This window comes from Sphingobacterium athyrii, assembly GCF_003071065.1.
Classification (GTDB): Bacteria; Bacteroidota; Bacteroidia; order Sphingobacteriales; family Sphingobacteriaceae; genus Sphingobacterium; species Sphingobacterium athyrii.
Genome location: NZ_QCXX01000003.1, coordinates 590,562 through 615,483, shown reverse-complemented (window position 1 = coordinate 615,483; position 24,922 = coordinate 590,562). Strand labels below are relative to the sequence as shown.

Below are 24,922 nucleotides of genomic sequence, written 5' to 3'. Positions count from 1 at the left end.
ATAAACGGGCGACTTTTCCTTGATGATTGCAGTTAATTATGCAGAATGCGGTTCTGCAATAAAGCCTTTCTTTTTGATAATCTCCATAACTTCTTCTTCGGATATACCGTTTGATTTCACGGTGAGAATCTTATCATTGTTCGATGTGTCGACATTCCATTCGCAGATCCCTTCGGCATTGTCCAGATCAGCACGAACTTTGGCTACACAGCCTCCACAGTTGAGGTTTGTTTTGAATTGAATGTTTTTGCTTTCCATGTTATTTAATTTTAATATTACTAATTCTATTTTTTCCATTTTAAACGTAAGCTATTACTCACTACACTAACACTGCTCAAGGCCATTGCCGCTCCGGCGATCATAGGATTTAAAAGGAAGCCATTGATCGGAAAGAGTATGCCTGCTGCGAGCGGAATACCGATCACATTGTAAATAAAAGCCCAGAATAAATTTTGTTTGATCGTGGTCACCGTTTGTTTTGACAGCCGGATTGCCTGGGGTATTTTAGTTAGATCCGAGGAGATGATGGTCATTTTTGCCACATCCATAGCAATATCGCTTCCTTTACCCATCGCTATGCTGACGTCAGCCGTTGCCAGCGCGGTGCTGTCATTAATACCGTCGCCAACCATGGCCACCACTTTTCCCTGTTGTTGAAGCTCTTTTACAAAGTCAGCTTTGTGTTGTGGCATGACTTCCGCTTTGTAGTGTTTAATACCGGTTTGTTCGGCAATCGCTTTAGCAGTAGATTCATTATCACCCGTCAGCATATAAAGTTCAATACCCATGGCCTGCATTTCTTGAATGGCCAACACGGAGGTTTCTTTGATTTTATCGGAAATTGCAATTACCGCAAGTGTATTTGTGCTATTTGCGAACCAGATAACAGTTTTGGACTCTTCACTCCATTGGTCTGCCTGACGCTGCAATTCTGCCGCTACGCTGATCCCATTTTCCATCAGCAGTTTCTTATTTCCTACATAATAAGTTTCCGGTCCATAATTCGCTTTTGCTCCTTTGCCTGTTATGCTATCGAATGCAGCTATCGGCGTAATGCTTACACCTTCCAAATGATTGACTACTGCCTCCGCCAGCGGATGTTCTGACTGTTTCTCAATATTCAATAAGATACCATTTGTGGCATCATCATCGTTTAACCATTGTATACCCGTTACCCGTGGTTTTCCTTCCGTTATTGTTCCGGTTTTATCCAATACGATCGCATTGACGCGTTTGGCAAGCTCAAGGCTTTCCGCATCTTTGATCAAGATACCATGCTCCGCCCCTTTTCCTACGCCAACCATGATTGCGGTAGGTGTTGCTAGGCCAAGTGCGCAGGGACAGGCGATAACTAGTACGGTAACAGCGGCCAACAAACCTTGTACCAAGCCGTTATCCCCACCCAAAATAAGCCACATGGCAAAGGTGAATAGTGCAATGCCGATGACCACCGGAACAAATACACCGGCAATTTTATCAACCATTTTTTGTACGGGAGCTTTACTACCCTGGGCGTCCTGAACCATTTTGATGATCTGAGCTAGCATGGTCTCCTTACCCACTTTTACGGCGCGAAACTGGAAGCTGCCTTTTTGATTGATCGTACCGGCAAAAACTTTTTCATTTTCTTTTTTCAGAACAGGTACAGGTTCACCACTCAACATGCTTTCATCCACGTAGGAATCGCCCGATATGACCATCCCGTCAACAGCAATTTTTTCACCCGGTTTTACCTGAATGATATCGCCAACATTGACCGCTGCTATAGCAACCTGTCTTTCAGATCCATCTGCTTGTATTACCATCACTGTCTTAGGTTGCAAGCCCATCAGCTTTTTTATAGCTGATGAGGTATTGCCTTTGGCTTTCTCTTCCAGCAATTTCCCGAGCAAAATAAAAGCAATCACCACAGCGGCAGCTTCAAAATAGACATGCGCATGCAAGCCGCGTTGATGCCAAAAATTGGCAAACAGCATATTGAAAACACTAAATATATAAGCGATCCCAGTACTTAAAGCGACCAGGGTATCCATATTGGCTGAACCATGTTTTGCTTGTTTCCATGCATTGGTAAAAAAGTCTTTTCCCAGCCAGAGTACGACAGGTGTTGCAAAGAACCACATAATCGGGTTCGCATAAGGCATATCCATAAAGAACATGCCAATTACCACCACTGGTAGGGACAGGATGACAGCCCACACAGTTTTGGTTTTGAGCGTTCTGAATTTTTCAGCGTGAATGGACTCCAAGGTTTCTTGTTGTGTGGCTTCGTCCTCTACCAATAAATCATAGCCGCCAGCTTGAACAGCTTTCTGGATTTTCGTAGCATCGGTTATATTTGGAAGATATTCGACAGTCAAATTTCCGGTGGCAAAATTTACGGAAGCATTAACTACCCCCTGCTCGTATTTAACCATACTCTCGGCGCTGCTTGCACAGGAAGCACAGGTCATTCCCAATACCGGAAAAGTCTTTGTTATCGTAGATACGCCATAACCAAGGTCTTTGACAGCTTTTACAGCAGCGGCAACAACTTGGTTGTCCTTGACAGTAATAGCTGCCCTACGGTTATTTAATTCTACGTTGTGGCTCTCAATCCCTTTCACCAGGGCCAGTTCTTTTTCAACAATTAATGCGCAATGTTCGCTTTCGACATCTTCCAAGGGAATGTAAATTGTCTCTTTATAATTATTTGTAGCCATATCTGTATGTTTAATCTTACAATACAAATGTGCGCACAAACTGCTCTGAAATCTTTATGGAATTATGGGATTGATTTGTAAGATTATGGCCTGTTTGACCAGGAAATTTCAATATTTGAAAGCACAATTTAAGTGCAACAAGGTGCCGGAGCAATAAGCAAGTATATCATGTCATTTTTAAATGTTGCCGCAAATATTCTGCTGTTGACGACCTTTTGTCTTTTAATAGATTGGCCACTGTCCCTTCAAAAAGTAGTTCACCTCCATATTTACCTGCCCCTGGGCCAATGTCTATTACCCAGTCTGCCTGCGCGATTACATCCAGGTTATGTTCGATCACTATAACCGTATTCTTATTTTTTACAAGGATATCTATAAAGTTCAATAGCTTTTCCGTATCAGTCGGATGCAATCCGGTGCTCGGTTCATCAAGGACAATAATACCATTGCTTTGATGGAGTTCGCGTGTAAGTTTCAGTCGTTGCCTTTCGCCACCTGAAAAACTATCCAGCCGCTGTCCTAGGCTAAGATAACCAAGGCCAAGTTTGGATAATAAATCAAAGGCGGAATAAAATGGCTCTTCGGGGAAAAAGCTGACGGCCTCCATCACTGTCATATTCATAATATCAACTATATTTTTACCTTTATAATGGTAATTTAGAATTTTAGGCGTAAAGCCCGAACCACCACAAAGTTCGCAGGCCTGCTCAATATCTTCCATAAAAGCAAGATCAATCTTCTCAATACCCAATCCTTTGCAATTTTCGCAGGCGCCAAGACTATTTCTACTAAATAGTTTCTCAGAAACGTTATTGGCTTTCGAAAAGAGCCTTCGAATTACATCCGATAAATTTAGATAAGTAAGTAAATTTGAACGCACATTAGCGGCGAATAAGGTCTGATCGACTACAATAACTTCAGGGTAAAATGTTGGCAAAACCTTGTTGATTAGGGTACTTTTACCCGAACCAGCAACGCCTGTAACAACAGATAGAACCTGTTTTGGTATGTTAACATTGATGTTTTTCAAATTATGTAAGTCTGCCTGTCTTATCTCCAGATAACCTTTCGCTTGGCGAGGGCTTCTATTGAAGTCAAAATGACCTACAAAATAGGTTCCTGTTTTCCCTTTTGAATCTGGAAGTGTGTCAAATTTTCCCTGGTATACAACTTCGCCGCCCGCTTTTCCGGATCCGGGCCCCATATCAACAACCCAATCCGCAATTTTGATCAGATCCGGATCATGTTCAACAATTAACACAGTATTTCCTTTTGCTTTAATCTGTTGGATAATAGCAGCAATATTTTGGAGGTCTTTGGGATGCAGCCCTATGCTCGGTTCATCGAAAATATAAAGCAAATCGGTTAAACTATTGCCGAGATTTCGTACCATCTTGATGCGTTGGGATTCCCCACCGGACAAGGTGTCTGTGCGTCGTTCCAACGTCAAATATTGCAAGCCTATATCAACAATATGTTGTAATTTTCTAATCAGTTCGTTTAATAATACCTCATAGGTGTTTGATCTTATGGTGTTTATGAAATCGAGAAGCTCATCTATTGCGAGCGACGCACAATCGGCTATACTTTTTCCTGATATTTTACAGGATAGCACCTTTTTATTCAGCCTTTTACCATTACATACAGGGCAGTCCGCCGTGGTAATGATCTTCTTGAGGACTTCTTTCCGTGCGACATGCTCTTTCGAATCTTTCTTTAGGAATGCCTTTTCAATGCGGGGGATTATTCCTTCATATTTTACAGTTTTCCCCCATTGTCTATCAGGATGTTTGGGTTTATGTTCCGTCGCATTTAAGAGCATCTGCCATTCCCTCTCGTCGTAATCTTTTAATTTCTTATTGTTGTCAAAGTACCCCGATAGTGTATATCGGGTTAAGCGCCATCCACCGGGCTGAAATGTCGGAAATTTGATTGCACCCTCATTTAGGGATTTTTCCTTATCCAAGAGCTGCCCGAAATCTATGGCCTGCACAAAACCAAGACCTTCGCATCCCTTGCACATCCCCTGTGGATTATTAAATGAAAACACATTGGAATAGCCCACGAAAGGTGTTCCCATTCTAGAAAAAAGTAACCTCAATGAGCTATAAACATCTGTTGCGGTGCCTACAGTAGAACGGGCGTTCCCACCTAGCCTTTTTTGATTGATGATAATGGGGACATTTAAATAGTCAATTTTATCCACTTCTGGTACCCCGATATGTTGTAATCGATTTCTGATAAAGCTCGTTTGAGTTTCATTAAACTGACGTTGGGCTTCTGCTCCGATAGTTCCAAACACCAAGGACGATTTGCCCGAACCGGATACACCTGTGAAAACTGTAATCTGTCTTTTGGGAATATTAAGCGAAATATTTTTTAGATTGTTCTGCTTGGCATTTATAACAACGATATGCTCCATTTTAATTATCTTTGGTATTTATTGCTTAACTAAGTTAAGTATATTATTTAACAAAGTTAACTAATGTATTGTTTTATGAATGAGAACGAAATTGATTTCTATCATGTCTTTACAGACTTACATTGCTATATATTGGCACACATGAATAAGGGCAATGTGCATGGTGTAACTGCTACGCATTATAATATTATTGAGTATATATATAGAAACCGTCAGGTAACTGGAAAACAGATTGCTGAAGCGTTTCAAATCAGTCAGGCTGCTATTTCCAAACAGCTTAAATTTTTGGTTGAAAATAAGCTTATCGAGCAGCAGCAGTCCAGGACAGACCGTAGATTTTTTGATCTAAGGGCGACCGACGAAGGCAAGTATATCATCGATAATTCGGAAAATTTTAGGGAGAATATTGCAAAGAAAGTTTCAAAATCGTTGACAGATAATGAATTGAAAACACTTACGCTACTTTTGCAGCGCGTCATACAAGTTGTAAAGTAGAACGAGGTTAAATCATAATCTTTTTATGTTGACATTCTGCTGTCAGTTCTATGATCTAACTTTGTTTAGCAATAAAATTTTTATACAATGAAATTCCAACTTATTTGGAGACGGCCTGGCAATTCAGGATATATATATTTAAACTATATAGCGCGTATTTATGAGTCTTATTAAGGATATCTATTCCATCAGCTTCTACCAACAACTAGCAGATCAGTTTAGCGGTATAAAGCCTGATTTCGATGGCAAACAATTTATCAAGCGGATTTTTAGCACTAATTTTAATGATTTGGAATGGAAGGAACGGACAAAACACAGCACGCAGACCCTACATGAGTTTATGCCACCCGATTTTGAGGAAGCGGTTGAATTGATCAATCAGGTTGTCAAAAATTTCATTGCCACAGGCCATTCTGCTGGTCTCGAATATATTATTTTTCCCGACTATATTGAGACTTACGGCATTGACCATTTTGAATTGGCGGTACGGTCATTTGAATTAGTTACCACCTTCATAACCTGTGAATTTGCGGTTCGTCCCTTTATTATCAAATACAGAGAGCGGATGATCGCTGTTATGGAAAAATGGGCTGGAAGTCCGCATGCGGCGGTTCGTCGTTTAGCAAGTGAGGGTATTCGCCCACGATTGCCCTGGGCAATGGCTATCCCCTTTTTGAAGCAAGATCCGGCGCCAATTTTACCCATTCTGAACTTGTTAAAAAATGATGTTTCTGAAAGTGTAAGAAGAAGTGTCGCCAATAATTTAAATGATATCTCGAAAGACCATCCGGTTATTTTATTGGACATAGCCCGGCATTGGAAAGGGATTAGTAGAGATACGGACGCAATTATCAAACATGCTAGCCGTACATTGCTCAAGCGAGGGCATCCCGATATTCTGCACTATTATGGTTTGGATGCCACAGATTTCAAGATCACCGATTTATACATTGAAACCCCGGTCGTAAAAATTGGTGGGCAGGTCAGTTTCTCTTTTCAGATTGAAAATGCTCAGCCGCAGCCCAAAGCACTCCGCCTGGAGTATGGGCTGTATTACCAAAAATCAAATGGCTTATTGTCACGCAAAGTATTCAAAATTAGTGAGCGAATCTACCAGGGATCTGAAATTAATCGGATCCAACGAAACCAATCATTTAAAGTGATTACCACACGAAAATTTTACACGGGTAGACACAAAATTTCCATTATTGTCAATGGAGAGGAAACATTGATGACAGATTTTGAACTGATATAAGCTTTGCATTAGGAGCAGCAAAGTATGCTTGGTACGAATGAATGCATGCATGCATAAGTATCGAAACCTATATGAAAATGATCAAGTATTTCTATTATATTATGCGAATACTGACTTTGTTAATCGTCTTCCGATCAACAAAGTCAGTATTCGCGAGTAAAAAAAGTGGCTGAGGGAATGTTCATTAAAATTATCTTAGTGTTAAATTAGATTCGATTCAAATTGCAATTAGATCCTGATAAAGAGACTGAAAGCGAAGTTTTAAAATTATCTTTAACGTGCCAAATATAATGAGCAACAGAAATGGAAAAAATAAGAACTTTTCAGCAATATGAGCTAAATAAAATCAGGAAAAATGTTAAAGATAGCGGACTGCAATTCGAAAAGTTTGGGAGATCTTCAAATATAATGGACTATTCCGATAGGGAAATCAATGAGATGATCCTGGGAATCTATAAGGATAGCAAACATCTACTGGTTGATGGAGACTATTTTATCGATGTTTCTACAGTTCAGAAAGCGAGCTGTATTTTAACGGATATATCCTATTCCCGTAGGATAAAACCTGATAAAACTTCTCCGATCAAACTAAAAGATATCAGAAACTTTTATATTGAGGATTATTTTGTGGAAACAAGTGAAAAGTTCTCAAATTCCTATCAACACAGAATTACGGGTTACCTGAAAAAAATTGGCGGTATTAGTCTTGGAAAAGGAAAGTACAGTCATTTTTACTCTATTCCAAATGATTTCAAAACTTTCTATAAGGGCATCCCGCTAGACCTCTTCTATCCTATCCAGCATTATATTAATAGCTTGTTTTTTGCCGATGATTACCATGTGGCAACATTTGAAGTTGTTGGCAACCTTACAATTATCGACGAATAGTATACGCTGTTTCGCGATTTTTTTTCGTAAATTCAAGTTGCACACCGATATAAGCAAGATATGAGAAAAGTAATTGCGGCAATTAATATGAGCTTGGATGGTTTTTGTGACCATAATTCAGTGGTTGCAGATGATGAAATTCATGCGCACTATACAAGCTTATTATCTGAGGCTGACACCATACTATATGGCCGGATAACCTATCAGCTTATGGAATATTGGCGCCCATTTTTGACAAAGCCTAGTGGTAACAGATCCATGGATGAATTTGCCCATGCTATGGACAGAATATCAAAAATCGTGTTTTCGAGAACTCTTAATAACGTGGATTGGAGTAGCGCTAGGTTAGCGCACCGAAATATGTTGGATGAAGTTATGGCGTTAAAACAACTATCTGGCAAGGATATTTTGGTAGGTAGCCCAAGTTTAATCGTGGCATTAACAAATTGCGATCTGATAGATGAATACCAAATTTGCATCCATCCTGTTATAGTTGGAGGCGGTTTACCGCTATTTATGAACCTAAACCAGCGGATAGTGCTCAAGCACCTGAAAACAAAAACTTTTAATGGCGGAGCATTACTCATTTATTATAAACCAGAAAGCCGTGAACAAAACTGAGCGTTAGCTGGTCCAGCTTAATTTTCTCAATACCTTTAGAAAAAACGACACGACTCAAAGACCGTGGATATCCATGATGACCGGAGCTATTTAAAAATACCATCCCAAGGGTTTGTAGTCTTCAAACTACAGTTTTGGCTACCGATAGACTCACTTTTATATTGGGGCATGACTTTTGCCAACTAAAATTTATAAGTAATAAATAAAAAAAAGATCATGAGAAGAACACCTTATACTACAACAGTTATTGTCCTATTGGTATTATGTGTGGTAGTACTAATGACGACCTGTGCAAGAATCGTATAAATACCAATTCATATCTGATTCATTAGGCCAGTCAATAAAAGTCCAGGCGCATATAGCCCGCAGTCCTTTGTGCGTACGATCGAAGGAAAAGAGAGGCGTGTGAATGTTAAAAATTGAGTAGTTAAAAGAGGCATTAACTGTTTTGGACATTTGGGCCATTGGTATAAAAACTAAGAAACAGACTTTTTAAGCGTAATGACAGTGATCTCTGGCCATACGCCGATTCTACCCTTTAGTCCATGATAGCCAAAACCACGGTTAACATACAGATATTTACCCTGTTTTTGATATAATCCGGCCCACTGTTCGTAAAAATATTGGATCGGACTCCATTTAAACCCAAAGAGCTCGATTCCAAATTGCATGCCGTGTGTATGTCCGGCTAGTGTCAGATGTACATGTTGATCATGCGTCAGGGTGACCCTGTCCCAATGTGAAGGATCATGTGACATCAATATTTTAAAGGATTCAGCTGGTAAAGCGGACGTTGCTTTACCGAGGTCTCCGTATTGATGAAAACCACCCTTTCCCCAGTTTTCCACACCGATCAATGCGATGCTCGCTCCCTTGTTTTGAATTTTGATAGATTCATTCAGCAAGAGCTTAAATCCCATTTCCTGATGAATTTCTTTCAATCTGTCGAGATTGGATGCCTTCAATTCGGCATTATCCCATCGGGTATAATCTCCGTAATCGTGGTTCCCAAGTACCGAAAATTTACCAAATGGTGCCTTTAGAAGTGTAAAATCTGAAATCCATGCTTCCATCTCGGCAGCTTTGTTATTAACAAGATCTCCTGTAAACAGTAAGAGATCACTGTTTTGTGCGTTTGCCAAGGCTATTCCCTTGCGAACACCATCAACGTCGGATAAACTGCCGGAATGAATATCTGAAATTTGTGTGATTTTAAACCCGTCGAATGCATCTGGCAGATCCGGAAAACTTAAGATTTCTTTCCTGACCCGATAATAATGTCTTCCTCTTGTAAGACCGAAAGCGATAACAAGTACGATCAGGGCCGCACATATAAGAACAAATTCGCTTAGATATATATTTCGAGGTGGAAAGCCCCGTGCCATACGCAGTAAATCTTCAGTCAATAAAATTGGCAAGGCCACTAGTTTCGGTATAAACACAATTAAAAAAAAGGTAATTAAATCACCTGCCTGCCGCTGAATATCCTTACCCTGCCGTTGGAAAAAAATCAGTGTTGCGACACCAATGAGCAATGACAAATCTATACACCAATATGCGTTGTGTAAAAAAGGAGTATGAAAAACAGTAGTAAATGCTTGAAAAAAATAAATATCGCCAAGTATAAATACCATGAATATAAACAACAGTCTCTTTGCCATTTTTGAATCGTTTGAAGCTAAGCTGGCGAAAGATATGCCAAAAATAGCCAGATAGAAAATGAATGGCTTCTTGCATGAGATCTTGATTTCTGTGTGACAATTGGTGCTGTAATCACCTGATTCTTATGGGATAATTGACAAATTGACATGCGCTGCAATAGTACTGGATTAAGAAAAAAGAGCGATTCCTTATAACAACTTTGCAATTGATATTTTATAGAAATTCATTTCCTGATAAATATTTATAATAGCCAGTATGATTAAGAAATAATTGATCATTGGCTGGCGTTCCAGTGGTCAGATGTGGCAGAGTATACTACGTCCTTTAAGCTTTAGGCCGAGTTCCGTGAAAAATAAAATGGCTTTGTCGCGCGATTCTACGACGATATCAATACTGTCCATTCTCAGTAATTTGCTCTGTTGTACCATAGCATTATATTTAAGAAACAAGTTTATTTAAGTGGATTGTTCTCAGGATGAAGCTTCTGTTGTCTGCTCTCCATATGCCCAGGAGAGAATTGTTTTAACCGCATTACGTATTCTGTTTAATCCGTCTTCATTTAATTCAATTTCACAAAAGGTGCTATCCGTATTTATTGAATGTAACACTAAATAATAAATTCCTGCGGTTAAAATACTACTAATAGCCCTTAAATCAACATTTTTATCCTTCATTTCCTGATCAGCAAATGCAAAAAACAACGCGCTCATCTTTTCACGTTCTCTGGTAATCTGAGACATAATCTCAGATTTCTCACTTATTTGCCATAGAACTGCTTTTTGCATTTCAGTATTCTTCAAAAAACTGTCCATTTGGTTTAATAACAACGATTCCAAAAAACCTTTTGATCCTTCTTTTGGTGCTGTACCGAAGTATTCAACAGCACCGAGAGTCGCAGATACCCAATAATCTTTACTTCTGATGTATGTTTCCACTAAATTGTCAATCGAACCAAAATAAAGTGAAATGAGTTTCCTGTCAACACCAGCAGTTTTAGAAATATTTGCTATTGTCAATCCTGTGTACCCTTTATCTCTAAGTACTTTGCCTACAGACAAAATAAGTTTGTTCATGGTACGTTCTTTATCGTTCTTTTCTCCTTTATAAGTTTTGCGCATCTGTTGTCGATATGGTATTGATCTGAGTTTCTAAAATTAATGATTCAGATCAATATAATAAATAATAAAAAATTATATAATTTCTTTATCTTGATTTTTTTAAACTTACGGCTTTGCCGATGTCGTCCAATACATTTAATACCTTATCCAAGTGTTCTTTTGTATGTGTAGCCATTAGGCTTGTACGAATACGGGCATCCTTTTTTGCTACACCGGGATACACGATACAATTGGCATAGACCCCACTTTGTAACAACATCCGCGATATCTGGGCGGTTCGAATAGGATCGCCAATTTTTATCGGAATAATTGGAGAGGATGATGTTCCGATATCTGCGCCGAGTGACAGTAGCCCTTCTTTAAAATAGCGGACATTTTCTTTGAGTCTGTTGCGCCAAAAGGGCTCTTCGTCAATTAGATCAATTGCTTTTAATAAGCCAAAACTTGCTGGAGTTGACGTAGATGAGAATACCTGTTGTCTGGATTGATAACGAAGGTAATTAATGATCTCCGGAGTTGAAATGATAAAACCTCCAATATGACCCAACGCTTTACTCAAGGTGCCTGCAATAATATCCACCTTATCCAACAGGTTGTAGATTTCAATAGCACCCCTGCCACGATCACCCATTACACCTATACCATGAGCATCATCGACCATTAAATATGCGCCATATTTTTTTGTCAACGCATAAATCTCGTCCATTTTCGCCAAATCCCCGTTCTGAGAATATACACCATCAATGATAACTAATTTGGTTCTAAATTTGCTTTGCGCCTCAACTAATGCACGTTCAAGATGAATCATGCTATTATGTGGAAATCGCTTGACATTTGTATTTGGCAAACCTTCATATACACTTGCGTGTACTTCCATGTCAACAATAGCGCAGTCTTCTTGCTTCAATAAACTTAGTAAGGTCGAGCTATTTGCAGTATACCCCGTTGTAAAAACTATACTCGATCCCTCAGGACGATTGAAAAATTCACACAGCTTCCGTTCTAAAGCCACATGATATTCATGATGTCCTCCGATTAACGGAGACGCTCCCGCTCCCGTACCATATTTTTCAATTCCAGCTATTGCAGCAGCTTTCACTTTGGGATGTTGAGAAAAATTAAGATAATCGTTTGATACAAGACTTATGCATTCAGTCGGTTTAGCTAAAAATGGAGAAGTTACAATAGCCGTCGGCCCACATCCTTGCGTTATAAACCTAAAGTTAAGATGCTCATTTTCTTTCATGTAATTTATATAGGAATCGAAATACTTTGCAGTATCCATCATATCAAAACCAGCAATATTTTCAAATTCTTTAAAACTTGCTGTCGCAAAATCAATTTGTTGGTTAGTTTCCATAGATATTTTGTTAGGTATTCATAATAATACCATAAATATAAAGTAAAAATTAGATTGCTCATCTTACTAAACATTCGTTTACAAAAATTTCCTGACGGACCTTTCCAAGGTATAGGACAATGTTAATCTCGTGTTGGCTATTGGTATATGTACAGTGAGGATTATATTAATAAATGACAAAAAAAAAAACGTACATTAACAAAAGCTTTAACTTCAACGGAGGGCGGTTGAGTTACGTCATTGTATTAAAAAGAAGTTGTTAAAAACAACAGAGGGTAGCCCCTACAGCTACCCCTGTTATATTATACACCTACCTACAGTATACATATCATATCTACATTTTTATAGGACAAATACATCCTTATAAGCTCACTTAGCAGTTTATAAGAGCTGAATAAGTGAAGAACGCCTCAATGATATACAAATATAGAAAAATAATTTTCCCTTATGGGGTAAAATTAAAAAAAAATAATAAAAATGTGTAATTCGAGCCATGGAGCCCATATACAGCAAACATTGCTAACTGCTATTTCCTCTTTAAAACTATAGTTATTATATTTTTCATCCCTGTAAGAAAATAGTGGATCTTAGATATATTGAATAATAAATTTTCTCAAAACAAGGAATATTGTAAATTATTATTATAAATTTGAAGGATGTCAACCTTTGGGGGCACTAATTGTTACTTTATGCTATATTTTAAAGTAATTAACGATATAGTTTACGCCAAGGTATTTATAGGCTATGAAAAGAAAAATGGCTACTTATCTATTGATTTGTAGCCATTTATGATAGGTATACTGTAGGGTGCTCCGTAATAGTGCTGTAAATGTAAGAAAAATACCCCAAAATATTTCTTTTCTGTGAAAAAAATATTTAAAACACAGGTGAAATTAGTGAGAATATGGATAATAATTTCTTTAGATATTTTGGCAAATCACTAGGAATATCTATTTTGCGTTGGTCTTTCAGATATTTAGATTTTATATTTATTGACATAACAATCAACTAATGGTATGAAAATCCATACGACAAACTACATTGACACATTTATAGAAGTCGCAGAAGATACAGGAGTTTCTAAAGGGAATATACCTCCAAAAAGGGATAGAAAGACTATAGCAGAAATTCAATATGAAATTATTTCACAATTTCCCTATAAATATACTTCCGATGAGTTACTTTTTAAAATTTATGCGGAGCGTAACACTCTTACTGAGGAGGTATATGAAGAAGCGAGGAGGATATTCTTTTCAAAAGGACAAGCCTGCCTGCGTGCTTCCCCTCTTACGAAAAAGTATGGCTTTGGCATCCATAGTGATCATGAAGGGAAAGTAGCTCTCTATGGAATGGAAACAAAGGAATACCTCAATTTTCTGAATGATACTAAAATTAAAAAAGTAAAAGCCATGAAATCAAATAGATAATCCTTTTCGTTTGTAATGTCTGTTAGGACATATAAAAGATGGGGGCCGTTTCTGACTAAATATTTGATCAGATCTTATTGAATAATTTTTGCCTTATCTTTCGATGCAAAAGCTTTTATAATGACCGGTGCTGTCGCAATCAGAACAATAACGATAATGACGAGCTCTAGATTTTCTTTTACCCAAAGATTCTCACCTAACAAGTAACCGAGAGTAACTAGGCTTCCTGACCAGACAATTGCTCCAATCACGTTGTACAATACAAATTTTTTGAACTCCATGCCAACGATGCCCGCAACGATCGGTGCAAAAGTTCGAACAACAGGAAGAAACCTTGCAAGAACAATAGCACCACCACCTCTTTTTTCGTAAAACTCCTGTGCTTTATAGATATAACTTTTCTTGAAGAACCAGCTATCTTCCATACTCATTATCCTTTTTCCAAAGACCTTTCCGCACCAGTAGCCCACAAAATTACCCAGAATTGCGGCCAATGACACGAGTACAATCCAATAAAGCAATGTCGGTATTTGTTCTGATGGCGGAATTGTCATGTTAGAAACAATCATCCCAGCAATGAAAAGAATCGGATCACCCGGAAGGAAAAATCCAATGAGGATACCTGTCTCGGCAAAAATAATAAACAACAGCAGATATAAACCTCCATGGTTAACAATCCAGTCCGGATTTGTGAGGTTATTTAAAAATTCAAAAAAAACATCCATCAAATAAGTCGAATAATATCAAATACAAAACAATCTGCTTTCACTCCAAATTTAAAGTACGCTGCACCGATCAAATTGGATTACAGTCCAAATATCCTAAAGCTATGTGATCTTTAATTAAAGGCGCAAGATAGAAAATCAGCCGCAATTGCAAGCAATTTTTTACACTTATTTTTGGAACAATATAGCATGGCCAAAAAAAAACACAATTTGCTGACATTTTTGACAGACGATAGGGATATTACTGAATTGCTTGTAGGGTGAAGATTGTTTTCAATTTATTTTGCAGATCTTCGCCCCTTAGATTTCGTGCGATTATTTACCGTCAGGACCTCTGTCCCACCCTCCCAAACCTGATGAGACCTGTGGCCATAGCAGCTTGTCTTATGTGAGAGCCTTAATCCAGGCTTCTTTCCGCGCGGCATCATCTAAGGAAATCTTTAGGTTTATTAATCAATATATTACTAAAATAGTAGATTTGTTGCAATTTAATCAATAACTAAATGTCCTGAAGTATCCGTGTATCTGAAAATAGCCTTTTTACGATAGGGATCATTTGCGTAACTTGATTAAGCCCACCGATTGGTACAGATAAATAGGGATCCTTCATCCCATACAATGTTGGGTCTTTAATCTTCATACTCATTTTGGAACTATTTTTTCCAAGATAACGCTTAAAACAAATTTCCTGAATATCATTGATAAAGATAAACTGGTAGTCGCTTGTCCATATCCCGTTAGGGGCTAATCTGATTGTTGTTTTCTCTTTGAGTGGCATCAAAGTAAACTTTATACCAATAAAGAGGACAAAAATACCAGCAATTGACTGCTCACGAAGTATACCAATCGCGGAAAAGCAAATGACCAAACCAAAAATAAGCGTAAATAATATATTTGGGCTTACCGTAAATGTTACTTTATAATTTATTGTGGTTTTACTTAACGCACGCTGATGAATAATTTCATAACGTTGTATAAACTTCTTTTTTCTAGTATCCTCAAACCAGCTCATGAAATAATACACATTGATCAGCACGGTGCCAATTACACAAAAGCTTAATCCGGTTTCCTTCATGTTTAACAGATAATACATGAAAAGATTGAAGGCTACGTATAAAATATTGTAAGCTATGATTCTATAAACTCTTTTATTTTCCATGTTGATTCAACGAGCTGTAAAGATAATCATTTCATTTATCACTCATCCCGCAAGGAATCTACTGGATTAGCAAGAGAAGCGTGTATAGACTGATAGCCTACTGTCAATAACGTAATTCCGATTACCAAAGTTCCCGTCATCGCAAAGATCTCCCATCCCAGGCCGGTTCGATAAGCATATTCCTGGATATAACTATTCATCTACCTGCCAACCGCTCCGTCCGTTGTATTTCCTGAATTTTTTTAGCATACTTCCCGTCTAAAAAATGATATTCGAAGGGATATAGATAACAGGTTTGTCACAAAATTAATCAGCGCAACTGTATTTACTTGCATATTCTTGTGTATATTTAATGCTCAAACTAAGTAATTCGCAATGTCAAATTCGCTAGTACAATTATGGTTATATAACGATTGGGCGAATAATTTGCTGATCGAAAAAATGAAACAGGACGCTGAACGTATTCCTGCGGGCTGTTTACGCTTATTAAGTCATATTATGAATGCACAGTTGATATGGCTATACCGGCTGAATGGCGAAAAACCTCCTGTAGGGGTATGGGATGAACACAGCCTGTTAACCTGTGAACAATATCATCAGTTAGCTTCTTCGGGGTTTACAGAAAAGGTCTACGCTGATGAGTGCAAGATCATGGAAATCGTAAACTATGCCAATACCAAGAATGAGCAGTTCCAAAACTCTTTTGGAGATATTCTGTTACATGTATTTAATCACGGTACATATCATCGAGCACAAATCGCTGTGGAAATGCGAAGGAATGGACTTGATCCCATCAATACCGATTACATTTCTTTCGTTCGGACATAAACTTAACTCCAGCAATAGAAACTAATAATACCCAAAATTTTCATAGCATGGCTTTCAAACATTATTTTAAGGCTACTTTAAGATGGTTTCATCAACAACAGCCTGCATCAGGCGCAAAGTTATATCCTAAGAGTCACCGGATTTCTATCCAGGGCAAAACGGATTTACAGCTTTCTGCAGCAAAGGCCTTTAAGGGTGATCCGACATTATATAATCCTGAGGATCTGCTGCTGAGTAGTCTCGTCTCTTGCCACATGATGTCTTACCTATATGTCTGTTCTAAAAATAACATTGAAGTAATTTCCTATACCGACAATGCCGAGGCAGTTTTAGAAACCAGTCCCGACGGTAGCGGTCGGTTTGTTCAGGTTGATCTATATCCAGAGGTCAGTATATCTGATCCGGCAAAGATCGTTTTGGCGTTATCATTACATCATGAAGCGAATCGGCTTTGTTTTATAGCCAATTCCTGTAATTTTCCCGTACGACATCATGCAGTTTGTTCTGTCTCCTGACAAAAAAACTGTTTTGGAGAATTCGTTTCTCAGCACGACTGAAACAGATTGTATCCAGTTCGATCTTTTATCAATTGACTTTCTCTTTTGAGCTGATAGTTTATCAAAAATTAAGTTTTTAAAATTCAGGCGAATTTTTTTCAGGTTTTTTTTATTTTTAGGCCATGATTGACAGCTCGAAAAAGAAGGCCGCCATAGGCTTTATATTTATTACTCTACTTATTGACATCACAGGATGGGGTATCATTATTCCTGTTGTTCCCAAGCTTATTGAGGAACTTATCCACAGTGATATCAGTGAGGCCGCAAAGTATGGTGGCTGGCTTGGTTTTGCTTATGCGTTCACTCAATTTATATTTTCACCGGTGGTGGGAAATCTGAGCGATAAATATGGACGAAGACCGATTATTTTAATTTCCTTATTCGGTTTTGCGGTGGACTATATATTTCTCGCCCTTGCTCCCTCGATTGGCTGGTTATTTTTAGGACGGGTGATTGCTGGGGTAACGGGCGCAAGTTTTACAACAGCCAGTGCTTATATTGCGGATATCTCTACGGATGAAGACCGGGCGAAAAATTTTGGGCTCATTGGGGCCGCTTTTGGATTGGGCTTTATTATTGGGCCTGTAATCGGCGGATTACTCGGACATTATGGCGCAAGGGTTCCTTTTTACGCTGCTGCGGGATTATGTTTATTGAACTTTCTTTACGGATATTTTATTCTTCCTGAAAGCTTGGATAAAGATAGGCGACGTGCATTTGACTGGAAGCGTGCCAACCCGATCGGGTCATTTCGATTCTTAGGAAAACATCCTGAAATTTCCGGCTTAATTGTAGCTTTGATATTGATCTATATCGCGGGTCACGCTGTACAGAGCAACTGGAACTTTTTCACCATGTATAAATTTGACTGGACAGAAAGAATGGTCGGTATCTCTCTTGGTGTTATTGGTCTATTGATAGGCTTGGTTCAGGGCGTTCTGATACGCTGGACAACACCAAAACTCGGTGAACAAAAAAGCATTTATTATGGATTGATATTTTACGCCTTAGGACTATTGCTGTTTGCATTTGCCAATCAGGGCTGGATGATGTTTGTCTTCCTGATCCCCTACTGCCTGGGCGGGATTTGTGGTCCGGCACTACAGTCTGTAATTACCAAAAATGTTCCATCAAATGAACAGGGGGAACTTCAAGGTGCATTAACCAGTTTAATGAGTGCGACATCCATTATAGGTCCGCCGATGATGACCAATTTGTTTTACTATTTTACACACGATAAGGCACCCTTTAAATTCTCCGGAGCCCCGTTTTTTCTGGCGTTTATTTTAATGACTATTAGTGTGATTATTGTGTATTCAGCTTTTAGACGTAAGACTAAGGAACGACTTGGAGGTTAAGCTGCAGGGACATTTTAACAAGAGTGTGCCAAGTATACCTGTATGTAACGTTACTTATTTTATTATTTTAAGTCAGTAAAATCTCTCATTTAAGAATAATGATTTCTCTTGTGTATATTCGTATAGAAAGAAACGATCCATATGAATAAAATAATTCGATTTTTTGATTTACATCCGGGCGAAGAGCGTAAAGAGGCTGTACTTGAGAATGTCATCAACAATATTTCATTCCGTGGAGCCAATGCATGGATTTTGGCCTGTGCCATTGTTATTGCCTCGGTTGGCCTCAATGTGAATTCAACGGCGGTCATTATAGGTGCCATGTTGATCTCCCGTACAACAATTAAAATTACGCCTTTGGTTAAAAAAACATTTTCCAAAGGATAGCCTTGAGCTTATAGATCGAAGGATCAAATAGTCGACGCACGGAAGATAACCAAGCTACATAGGCTACTCAATAATGCATCTGGTCGCTATACATTGAAGTCAGGGTATGGAAATCCCTTTCCTGTTTCACAGAAGAATTTTAAACTTCGAAAGAATAATGCCCAATCATAACTACAGGAAGCAAATTCTCCGCTAAAATTAGCCCAGCCGTCATGATGGAATAATAAGGTGCAGCCCTTCTGATGGGGTGTCAATTCAAAAGTCAATGTTGTGCCAATCCATTCTTCATAACCTGCCTTACATTTCCATACGACAAGTGAATAAGGACGTAATGCAAGAACTTCCATTTCCTTGAAGTAGTCCGGACCGAAACCAAAACGCAAGACGCTGCCAACTGCCGCGACAGCATTGGTGTCAGGTGTCCACCAGCCCGCCAAGCCTTCCTGTGTAGTAATTGCCCGGTAAACTTTTTCGACCGAAACCTTGATTAATAATCTGTGGTATATGCTCTTACCTGCTTGTTCCGGAAGTAATTCTTCACTAATTTTAGGCGTCGCTATGGGACTTTCTTTTGGAGTCGCCAAGCCTTGTCCGTTCATAATGAATTGATTCAGACTTTCGTGGATGTAATAGGTCCATGCAGCATGGCAGACTTCATAACATTCCATATCGGGAGTTAATCCCCGATGGGTGAATTTTACTTGTGTCTTATCGCCGAGATCAATAATATCAAATATTACATGGCTTCCTACCCACTCCTGCTTATCTACTCCAAATTTAAAATTATTCGTCAATACCTGCCATACAATCCTAACATTGGGTTGTATCTCGGTGATCTTTAGCTCACATTGATGTATATCCTGATAATGATAAGCAAACACCTCATTCAATGCGTCTGTAGATCCTTCAATGTTTTGAGACCACCAGCCTCGCACATCCTTAATCGCTTCAAATACCTCATGGGGCTTTGCTGCAACGATTATTTCTGTTGTAAAATCAAGTTTTTCCATCATCTATTTTTTTGTTAGTATTTATTTTTTCAATTACTTAAACATCAAACCTGCCATATATAAATCAAAGATATCGACATTTTAAATCTAAAACAGGGTGCCAAATAGACATTGTGAACGGTTGATTTGGACAACACATTTTCTTATATTTGAGTATAGATCATCAATCATATTAATCAATGTTAAACCAAGAAAGATGAAACACCTAACAATTTTGGTCCCCGAGGTTCAGACTGGCCCCAATACACTGTCATGCATTGTTGGTACCTATCATATCTTTACCGAAGCCAATAGGTACTACCATCAGCATCATGATAAGACGATGTTTAAAATTGAACTGGTTGGTCTTTCAAAACAGTCTGTTTTCTTGAATGGCTTACTTGCTGTGATGCCGCAGAAAGAAATTACTGACATCATCAAGACCGACTTGATCGTAATTCCTGCCGTCGCCCCGAACTTTACAATGTTAGATACCAAAAACACCCCTTTTCTTGACTGGATACGCAATCAATATACCCATGGTGCCAATGTCGCCAGCATGTGTACTGGAGCCTATATACTTGCCTCTACCGGTCTGTTGGAAAACAAAAACTGCTCAATCCATTGGAGTGCTGAAACAAATTTCAAGCAGTTATTTCCAGGTGTCACCATGAAGACTGACAGCATTATAACAGATGAAGAAGGTATTTGTACCAACGGTGGTGGATATTCATTTTTACACTTGCTCATTTATCTGGTTGAAAAGTATTATGATCGGCCCACAGCAATCTATTGTTCCAAGATATTCCAGATTGACCTTGACCGACAACAACAATCTGATTTCGTTATCTTTAATGGTCAAAAAAGGCATGGAGATGAAATGATCATCAAAGCTCAGGAGTATATTGAGCATAATTTCGCTGAGAAGATTTCCATTCAACAACTTTCAGAACGATTTACCGTAGGCCGACGGAATTTCGACCGGCGATTTATAAAAGCGACCGGTAATACACCGATTGAATATCTACAACGTGTCAAAATCGAATCTGCAAAAAAAGAACTGGAAATCTCTGGAAAAACAGTGAACGAAGTCATGTATAAAGTAGGCTATTCCGATTCAAAAGCCTTTAGGGAAATATTTCGTAAAGTTACCGGCCTCTCTCCTTTGGCCTATCGCAACAAGTATAACAAATCTGCAGTGAAATAATGATTTTTGCCCCGCATTCGTAATGTTTTGGTAAAAATTATTTACTGCCATAAAAATTAAAGCCAAGTTCTACGAAACTACTTATACTTATCCTTAAGATAATATTAGTTATCGTTGATCATATAATGCAGGATACCAGGAATATAAATCAATATCATTAGCCCCTTGTTTTTTAACATTTGTAAAATGTTAAAAAGATATCATTACTGATCTTTGTATAAAAGAATAAAATATGAATTGGGTAATTTTAATCATCGCCGGATTGTTTGAGGTAGGATACACCTACAGTCTGGGAAAAACAAAAGAGGTATCAGGCAATGCTATCTATGCCTGGTACGGTATCTTCGTATTATGTCTCATCGTCAGTATGGTTTTATTGATCAAATCCGTACAGGGACTCCCCTTAGGAACCGCTTATGCAATATGGACGGGTATCGGAGCTGTCGGCACAGTCATCATTGGAATCCTTGTATTTAAAGACCCCGTAAGCTTCTGGCGTCTATTTTTTATCGGTACGCTAATCGCCTCTATTCTTGGATTAAAGTTTGTAACTGGCCATTAGAACAGTAGAGATCTACATCTCCTGCGGCGGTATTATTACACGTTCTTGTCATTCATTGCCGGCATATGAATCTCTTTCACACAACTTGCTTTTGATGTCGAGATAATAAATCTTAACGCCTGAATGGCATCCGATAATGGAATAAGATCGCTATTTGTTTCTTGAGTGGTGATTTCCAGATTATTCTCATCATCAGGCGCTGTTGCCAGATAACCAAGGTTCAATATAGAAACTGCAATCCGATCGGAAGGCAGAAAATAGCTAAAAAATACAACAAATTGATGTTTCCAGTGTTCTATGCTTATGGAAAGAAATTATAACAAAGGAAACACGATTTCTAGTGGTCATAGTACCCACAAAGGTAAGGCTGCAAGAAAGTATATTGTCAGTGAAATTATTCTCAATGACGAGCTTGTCGGTGTGGGCATTTATTATGATGGAACTGACGAACTTCGGGCCGCGGTTGTGGTAAATGATCAGGGACAGGGTGTTGAAATCCGCAATCTTCATGATGAACACTATCCAGAAGCGCAATCGGATGATGACCTAGCGGAGCTCTGGCCACTCTATGAGAAACTCGTGGCAAAATAAATATTAGCTCTTTTCAATTCAGCAACCCCTTAAAAAATATATAAAATCTACACTTATATATCGATAAATCCAATTTTTCCATTTTATTATATTTAATAGCTATATAATTACATTTATATATAATACATTTTAAATGATTAACATGCTATTCTTTTAGACTTCGGAACGATGTCCGTGTTTTACCATTCATTCGGCATATGTTTGGCTTCGATTCGGGGTAGGATATGGCCTTCTTCAACCCTCAGTCGATATAAGATCATAATGAACACATAGTCATACTGCCATCAGACCGTGTTTAACTCGGACTCACCACGGACTCACGTCGGATTCATAGTGGACACAGTCCGAAGCTGGTAAGACGAAAGCTGCACCCAGGTTCGACCAAATCCAGTAAGATACCCGAATCACAGCTGACCATGAGCTCTTTTACCAGAAATTAGTGTATAAAAAGTTTATTAAAATGACCTTACAGCCTTTATTCCAAACTTATTATGCCTACCCTTCCAATATTTCAACTTGAAGGGTAAGCACATCCTAACTAAAAATTGATTTAGAACTTCATTTTCTGGATCCGGATCGCGTTCAGTATCGCGATAAGAGAAACACCAACATCCGCAAACACGGCTTCCCACATCGTAGCTAATCCTCCGGCGCCAAGGATCAAAACCACTCCTTTGACTACAAATGCCAATCTTATATTTTGGTAAACCACTTTTTTGGTCTGTTTACCAATATTAATTGCCATTGGTATCTTAGATGGTTTGTCATCTTGTATAACTACATCGGCGGTTTCGATGGTTGCATCACTGCCCAGTCCCCCCATGGCTATACCAACATCACTCAAAGCCACTACGGGGGCATCATTGACGCCATCACCAACGAAAGCCACACTTTCACCAATAGATTTTATCTCTTTGACTTTATTTACTTTATCTTCCGGAAGAAGATCTCCATAGGCTTTATCAATACCCAATTCCTTCGCTACATAAGCGACGACCGTCCCCTTATCACCACTTAGCATAGTCGCTTTCACTCCTAACTTATGCAAAAGTTGTATGGTCTGTGCAGAATCTTCTTTGATACTATCTGCAATGGTAATAAATCCAACGAAGCGACTATCCAATGCAATGGCTATTGTGGTATAAACGATTGTATTGGGATCGATGGTATAGCTGATATTAAACTTGTCCAAAAGCTTAAAGTTTCCAACCAAAAATACCTTGCCGTCCACACTACCCTTCAGTCCATGTCCCGGTATTTCTTCGACATCAGTCAAATTTACAGATTCATCGACCTCACCCACATATTCCCTGATTGCTGTTGCTACGGGATGACTGCTATGACTTTCGATTTTATTGACCAATCTGAGGATTGTCGCTTCATCAAAATCTGGTTCTAAACGAACTTCCTGCACTTTGAAAACCCCTTCGGTCATCGTACCGGTTTTATCCATGACAACATTCTGTATCGCTGCCATCGCATCCAGAAAGTTACTTCCCTTGAACAGGATACCGTTTCTACTCGCAGCACCTATGCCACCAAAATAACCCAATGGAATCGAGATGACTAAGGCACATGGACAGGAAATCACGAGAAATACAAGCGCTCGATAAAGCCAATCGCTAAATACGTATTGTCCGACAAAAAAGTAAGGCAGCAGACAGATCGCTATCGCCAAAAGCACCACAATCGGCGTATAGATTTTCGCAAATTTCCGAATAAAGAGTTCCGTAGGCGCCTTCTGCGAGGTTGCATTCTGTACAAGCTCAAGGATTTTGCTCAATTTACTGTCTTGGTATGCTGTTGTCACCTTTACCAGACTCACGGTATTCATGTTGATCATTCCTGCCAACACAACTTCACCTTTGGTCTTTGTGTCAGGTTTACTTTCTCCCGTCAAGGCCGCCGTGTTGAAGGAAGCGGTATCGGAGATAAGTTCCCCATCCAAGCCCAACTTCTCCCCGGGCTTCAGCTGGATAACATCACCTATTGTTGCAGCCTCAGCTTTGATCACCCGGCTGCTGTTTGCTTCAACAACGGTCACCTCATCCGGGCGCTGATCCAGGAGCGTTTTAATATTGCTCTTGGCACGGCTGACAGCCAGCGTCTGAAACACCTCGCCTACTGCGTAGAAAAGCATGACGGCAACCCCTTCGGGAAATTCTTTTATTGCAAATGCTCCCAGGGTAGCAATGCTCATCAGTAAGAATTCGGAGAATACTTCCCCTTTGCTGATGCTTTTCAGCGCATCTTTAATTACGGGAAATCCAACAGGAATATATGCGACGACATACCAACATACCCGGATCCAGCCCTTGAACCAGGCCTGAGGCACCCAGTTGTCCATTGCGATAGCTGCACTCAGCAGTACAAATGAAATAATTGCTGGCAGAAAGAGCTGCAATGTATTGCCTTCCGCCACTGAATGATCATGACCATCATCATCATCACTGTGATTATGCGCCTGATTCTGGGCAGGCGCGCCCCGTATTAAACGTTGTGCGCCTGCCTGATTATAAACTTTTTCGGTTTGTGTACAACAAAGCTGTTTACCTTGTGCATCATAAATATGCTTGTGTTCCATAACTTGCCATGATTTTACGCATAAA

The 24,922-nt window shown here is 39.0% G+C and carries 23 protein-coding genes; 12 read left to right on the top strand and 11 right to left on the bottom strand.

All coding sequences use genetic code 11. The annotated features are described in order from the left end of the window. Nucleotides 1–36: 36 nt before the first annotated feature. The 3 genes from DCO56_RS13305 to DCO56_RS13295 all read right to left on the bottom strand — a co-directional run bounded on the left by DCO56_RS13305 (nt 37) and on the right by DCO56_RS13295 (nt 5,124). Nucleotides 37–258, bottom strand: coding sequence for a heavy-metal-associated domain-containing protein (locus DCO56_RS13305; protein WP_108634550.1), 222 nt, complete (start codon nt 256–258; stop codon nt 37–39). A gap of 26 nt (nt 259–284) precedes the next feature. After that, entirely contained in the window at nt 285–2,702 is a 2,418-nt protein-coding gene (locus DCO56_RS13300; protein WP_108634248.1) for a heavy metal translocating P-type ATPase, read from the bottom strand. 166 nt (nt 2,703–2,868) lie between these two features. Next, nucleotides 2,869–5,124, bottom strand: coding sequence for an ATP-binding cassette domain-containing protein (locus DCO56_RS13295; RefSeq protein WP_108634247.1), 2,256 nt, complete (start codon nt 5,122–5,124; stop codon nt 2,869–2,871). Nucleotides 5,125–5,199: 75 nt separating this feature from the next. Between DCO56_RS13295 and DCO56_RS13290 the strand changes: the two genes are divergently transcribed. From DCO56_RS13290 to DCO56_RS13275, 4 genes are all read left to right on the top strand, one after another. Further along, nucleotides 5,200–5,619, top strand: a complete 420-nt coding sequence (locus DCO56_RS13290) for a MarR family winged helix-turn-helix transcriptional regulator (protein ID WP_108634246.1) — start codon at nt 5,200–5,202, stop codon at nt 5,617–5,619. A gap of 160 nt (nt 5,620–5,779) precedes the next feature. After that, the gene (locus DCO56_RS13285) at nt 5,780–6,874 is read left to right on the top strand and encodes a DNA alkylation repair protein (protein WP_108634245.1); all 1,095 of its coding nucleotides are present in this window, start codon (nt 5,780–5,782) and stop codon (nt 6,872–6,874) included. A gap of 303 nt (nt 6,875–7,177) precedes the next feature. Further along, entirely contained in the window at nt 7,178–7,762 is a 585-nt protein-coding gene (locus DCO56_RS13280) for a hypothetical protein (RefSeq protein WP_108634244.1), read from the top strand. Between the two features lie 60 nt (nt 7,763–7,822). Beyond that, nucleotides 7,823–8,383, top strand: coding sequence for a dihydrofolate reductase family protein (locus DCO56_RS13275; RefSeq protein WP_108634243.1), 561 nt, complete (start codon nt 7,823–7,825; stop codon nt 8,381–8,383). A 476-nt stretch (nt 8,384–8,859) separates the two neighbouring features. Here the strand turns inward: DCO56_RS13275 and DCO56_RS13270 are convergent, their stop codons facing one another. The 3 genes from DCO56_RS13270 to DCO56_RS13260 form a co-directional block, all read right to left on the bottom strand. After that, a complete protein-coding gene (locus DCO56_RS13270) occupies nt 8,860–10,044 on the bottom strand; it encodes a metallophosphoesterase (RefSeq protein WP_108634242.1) in 1,185 nt (394 codons plus the stop codon). A 471-nt stretch (nt 10,045–10,515) separates the two neighbouring features. Further along, the gene (locus DCO56_RS13265; protein WP_108634241.1) at nt 10,516–11,163 is read right to left on the bottom strand and encodes a TetR/AcrR family transcriptional regulator; all 648 of its coding nucleotides are present in this window, start codon (nt 11,161–11,163) and stop codon (nt 10,516–10,518) included. A gap of 85 nt (nt 11,164–11,248) precedes the next feature. Continuing rightward, the gene (locus tag DCO56_RS13260) at nt 11,249–12,523 is read right to left on the bottom strand and encodes an aminotransferase class I/II-fold pyridoxal phosphate-dependent enzyme (RefSeq protein WP_108634240.1); all 1,275 of its coding nucleotides are present in this window, start codon (nt 12,521–12,523) and stop codon (nt 11,249–11,251) included. Nucleotides 12,524–13,539: 1,016 nt separating this feature from the next. Between DCO56_RS13260 and DCO56_RS13255 the strand changes: the two genes are divergently transcribed. Continuing rightward, nucleotides 13,540–13,950 carry a DUF6157 family protein gene (locus tag DCO56_RS13255; RefSeq protein WP_108634239.1) on the top strand — a complete coding sequence of 137 codons (411 nt, stop codon included), beginning with the start codon at nt 13,540–13,542 and terminating at the stop codon, nt 13,948–13,950. Nucleotides 13,951–14,024: 74 nt separating this feature from the next. On the opposite strand, the gene DCO56_RS13250 is transcribed toward DCO56_RS13255, so the two are convergent. The 3 genes from DCO56_RS13250 to DCO56_RS29295 all read right to left on the bottom strand — a co-directional run bounded on the left by DCO56_RS13250 (nt 14,025) and on the right by DCO56_RS29295 (nt 16,034). Beyond that, nucleotides 14,025–14,675 (bottom strand): DedA family protein, encoded by a 651-nt coding sequence (locus DCO56_RS13250; protein ID WP_108634238.1) that lies wholly within the window; start codon nt 14,673–14,675, stop codon nt 14,025–14,027. Between the two features lie 499 nt (nt 14,676–15,174). Next, a complete protein-coding gene (locus tag DCO56_RS13245) occupies nt 15,175–15,750 on the bottom strand; it encodes a hypothetical protein (RefSeq protein ID WP_146191058.1) in 576 nt (191 codons plus the stop codon). 122 nt (nt 15,751–15,872) lie between these two features. Then, the gene (locus DCO56_RS29295; RefSeq protein WP_181390544.1) at nt 15,873–16,034 is read right to left on the bottom strand and encodes a hypothetical protein; all 162 of its coding nucleotides are present in this window, start codon (nt 16,032–16,034) and stop codon (nt 15,873–15,875) included. A 175-nt stretch (nt 16,035–16,209) separates the two neighbouring features. Between DCO56_RS29295 and DCO56_RS13240 the strand changes: the two genes are divergently transcribed. From DCO56_RS13240 to DCO56_RS13225, 4 genes are all read left to right on the top strand, one after another. After that, on the top strand, nt 16,210–16,662 hold the full coding sequence (locus tag DCO56_RS13240; RefSeq protein WP_108634236.1) for a DinB family protein: 453 nt from the start codon (nt 16,210–16,212) through the stop codon (nt 16,660–16,662). 47 nt (nt 16,663–16,709) lie between these two features. After that, complete coding sequence (locus DCO56_RS13235; RefSeq protein WP_108634235.1) at nt 16,710–17,177, top strand: OsmC family protein; 468 nt, start codon at nt 16,710–16,712, stop codon at nt 17,175–17,177. Nucleotides 17,178–17,341: 164 nt separating this feature from the next. Continuing rightward, nucleotides 17,342–18,577, top strand: a complete 1,236-nt coding sequence (locus DCO56_RS13230; RefSeq protein WP_219929388.1) for a TCR/Tet family MFS transporter — start codon at nt 17,342–17,344, stop codon at nt 18,575–18,577. 141 nt (nt 18,578–18,718) lie between these two features. Beyond that, nucleotides 18,719–18,964 (top strand): DUF389 domain-containing protein, encoded by a 246-nt coding sequence (locus DCO56_RS13225; RefSeq protein WP_245935836.1) that lies wholly within the window; start codon nt 18,719–18,721, stop codon nt 18,962–18,964. A gap of 86 nt (nt 18,965–19,050) precedes the next feature. On the opposite strand, the gene DCO56_RS13220 is transcribed toward DCO56_RS13225, so the two are convergent. Beyond that, entirely contained in the window at nt 19,051–19,977 is a 927-nt protein-coding gene (locus tag DCO56_RS13220) for an SRPBCC family protein (RefSeq protein ID WP_219929387.1), read from the bottom strand. 193 nt (nt 19,978–20,170) lie between these two features. Here DCO56_RS13220 and DCO56_RS13215 point away from each other — a divergent pair, with 193 nt between their 5' ends. The 3 genes from DCO56_RS13215 to DCO56_RS13200 all read left to right on the top strand — a co-directional run bounded on the left by DCO56_RS13215 (nt 20,171) and on the right by DCO56_RS13200 (nt 22,313). Continuing rightward, nucleotides 20,171–21,160: a GlxA family transcriptional regulator gene (locus tag DCO56_RS13215; RefSeq protein ID WP_108634234.1), complete on the top strand. Its 990-nt coding sequence runs from the start codon at nt 20,171–20,173 to the stop codon at nt 21,158–21,160. 232 nt (nt 21,161–21,392) lie between these two features. Next, a complete protein-coding gene (locus DCO56_RS13210) occupies nt 21,393–21,722 on the top strand; it encodes a DMT family transporter (protein WP_108634233.1) in 330 nt (109 codons plus the stop codon). A 303-nt stretch (nt 21,723–22,025) separates the two neighbouring features. Then, nucleotides 22,026–22,313, top strand: a complete 288-nt coding sequence (locus DCO56_RS13200) for a hypothetical protein (RefSeq protein ID WP_104381859.1) — start codon at nt 22,026–22,028, stop codon at nt 22,311–22,313. Nucleotides 22,314–22,863: 550 nt separating this feature from the next. Here the strand turns inward: DCO56_RS13200 and DCO56_RS13195 are convergent. Beyond that, nucleotides 22,864–24,897 (bottom strand): heavy metal translocating P-type ATPase, encoded by a 2,034-nt coding sequence (locus DCO56_RS13195; RefSeq protein ID WP_108634231.1) that lies wholly within the window; start codon nt 24,895–24,897, stop codon nt 22,864–22,866. Nucleotides 24,898–24,922 lie beyond the last annotated feature (25 nt).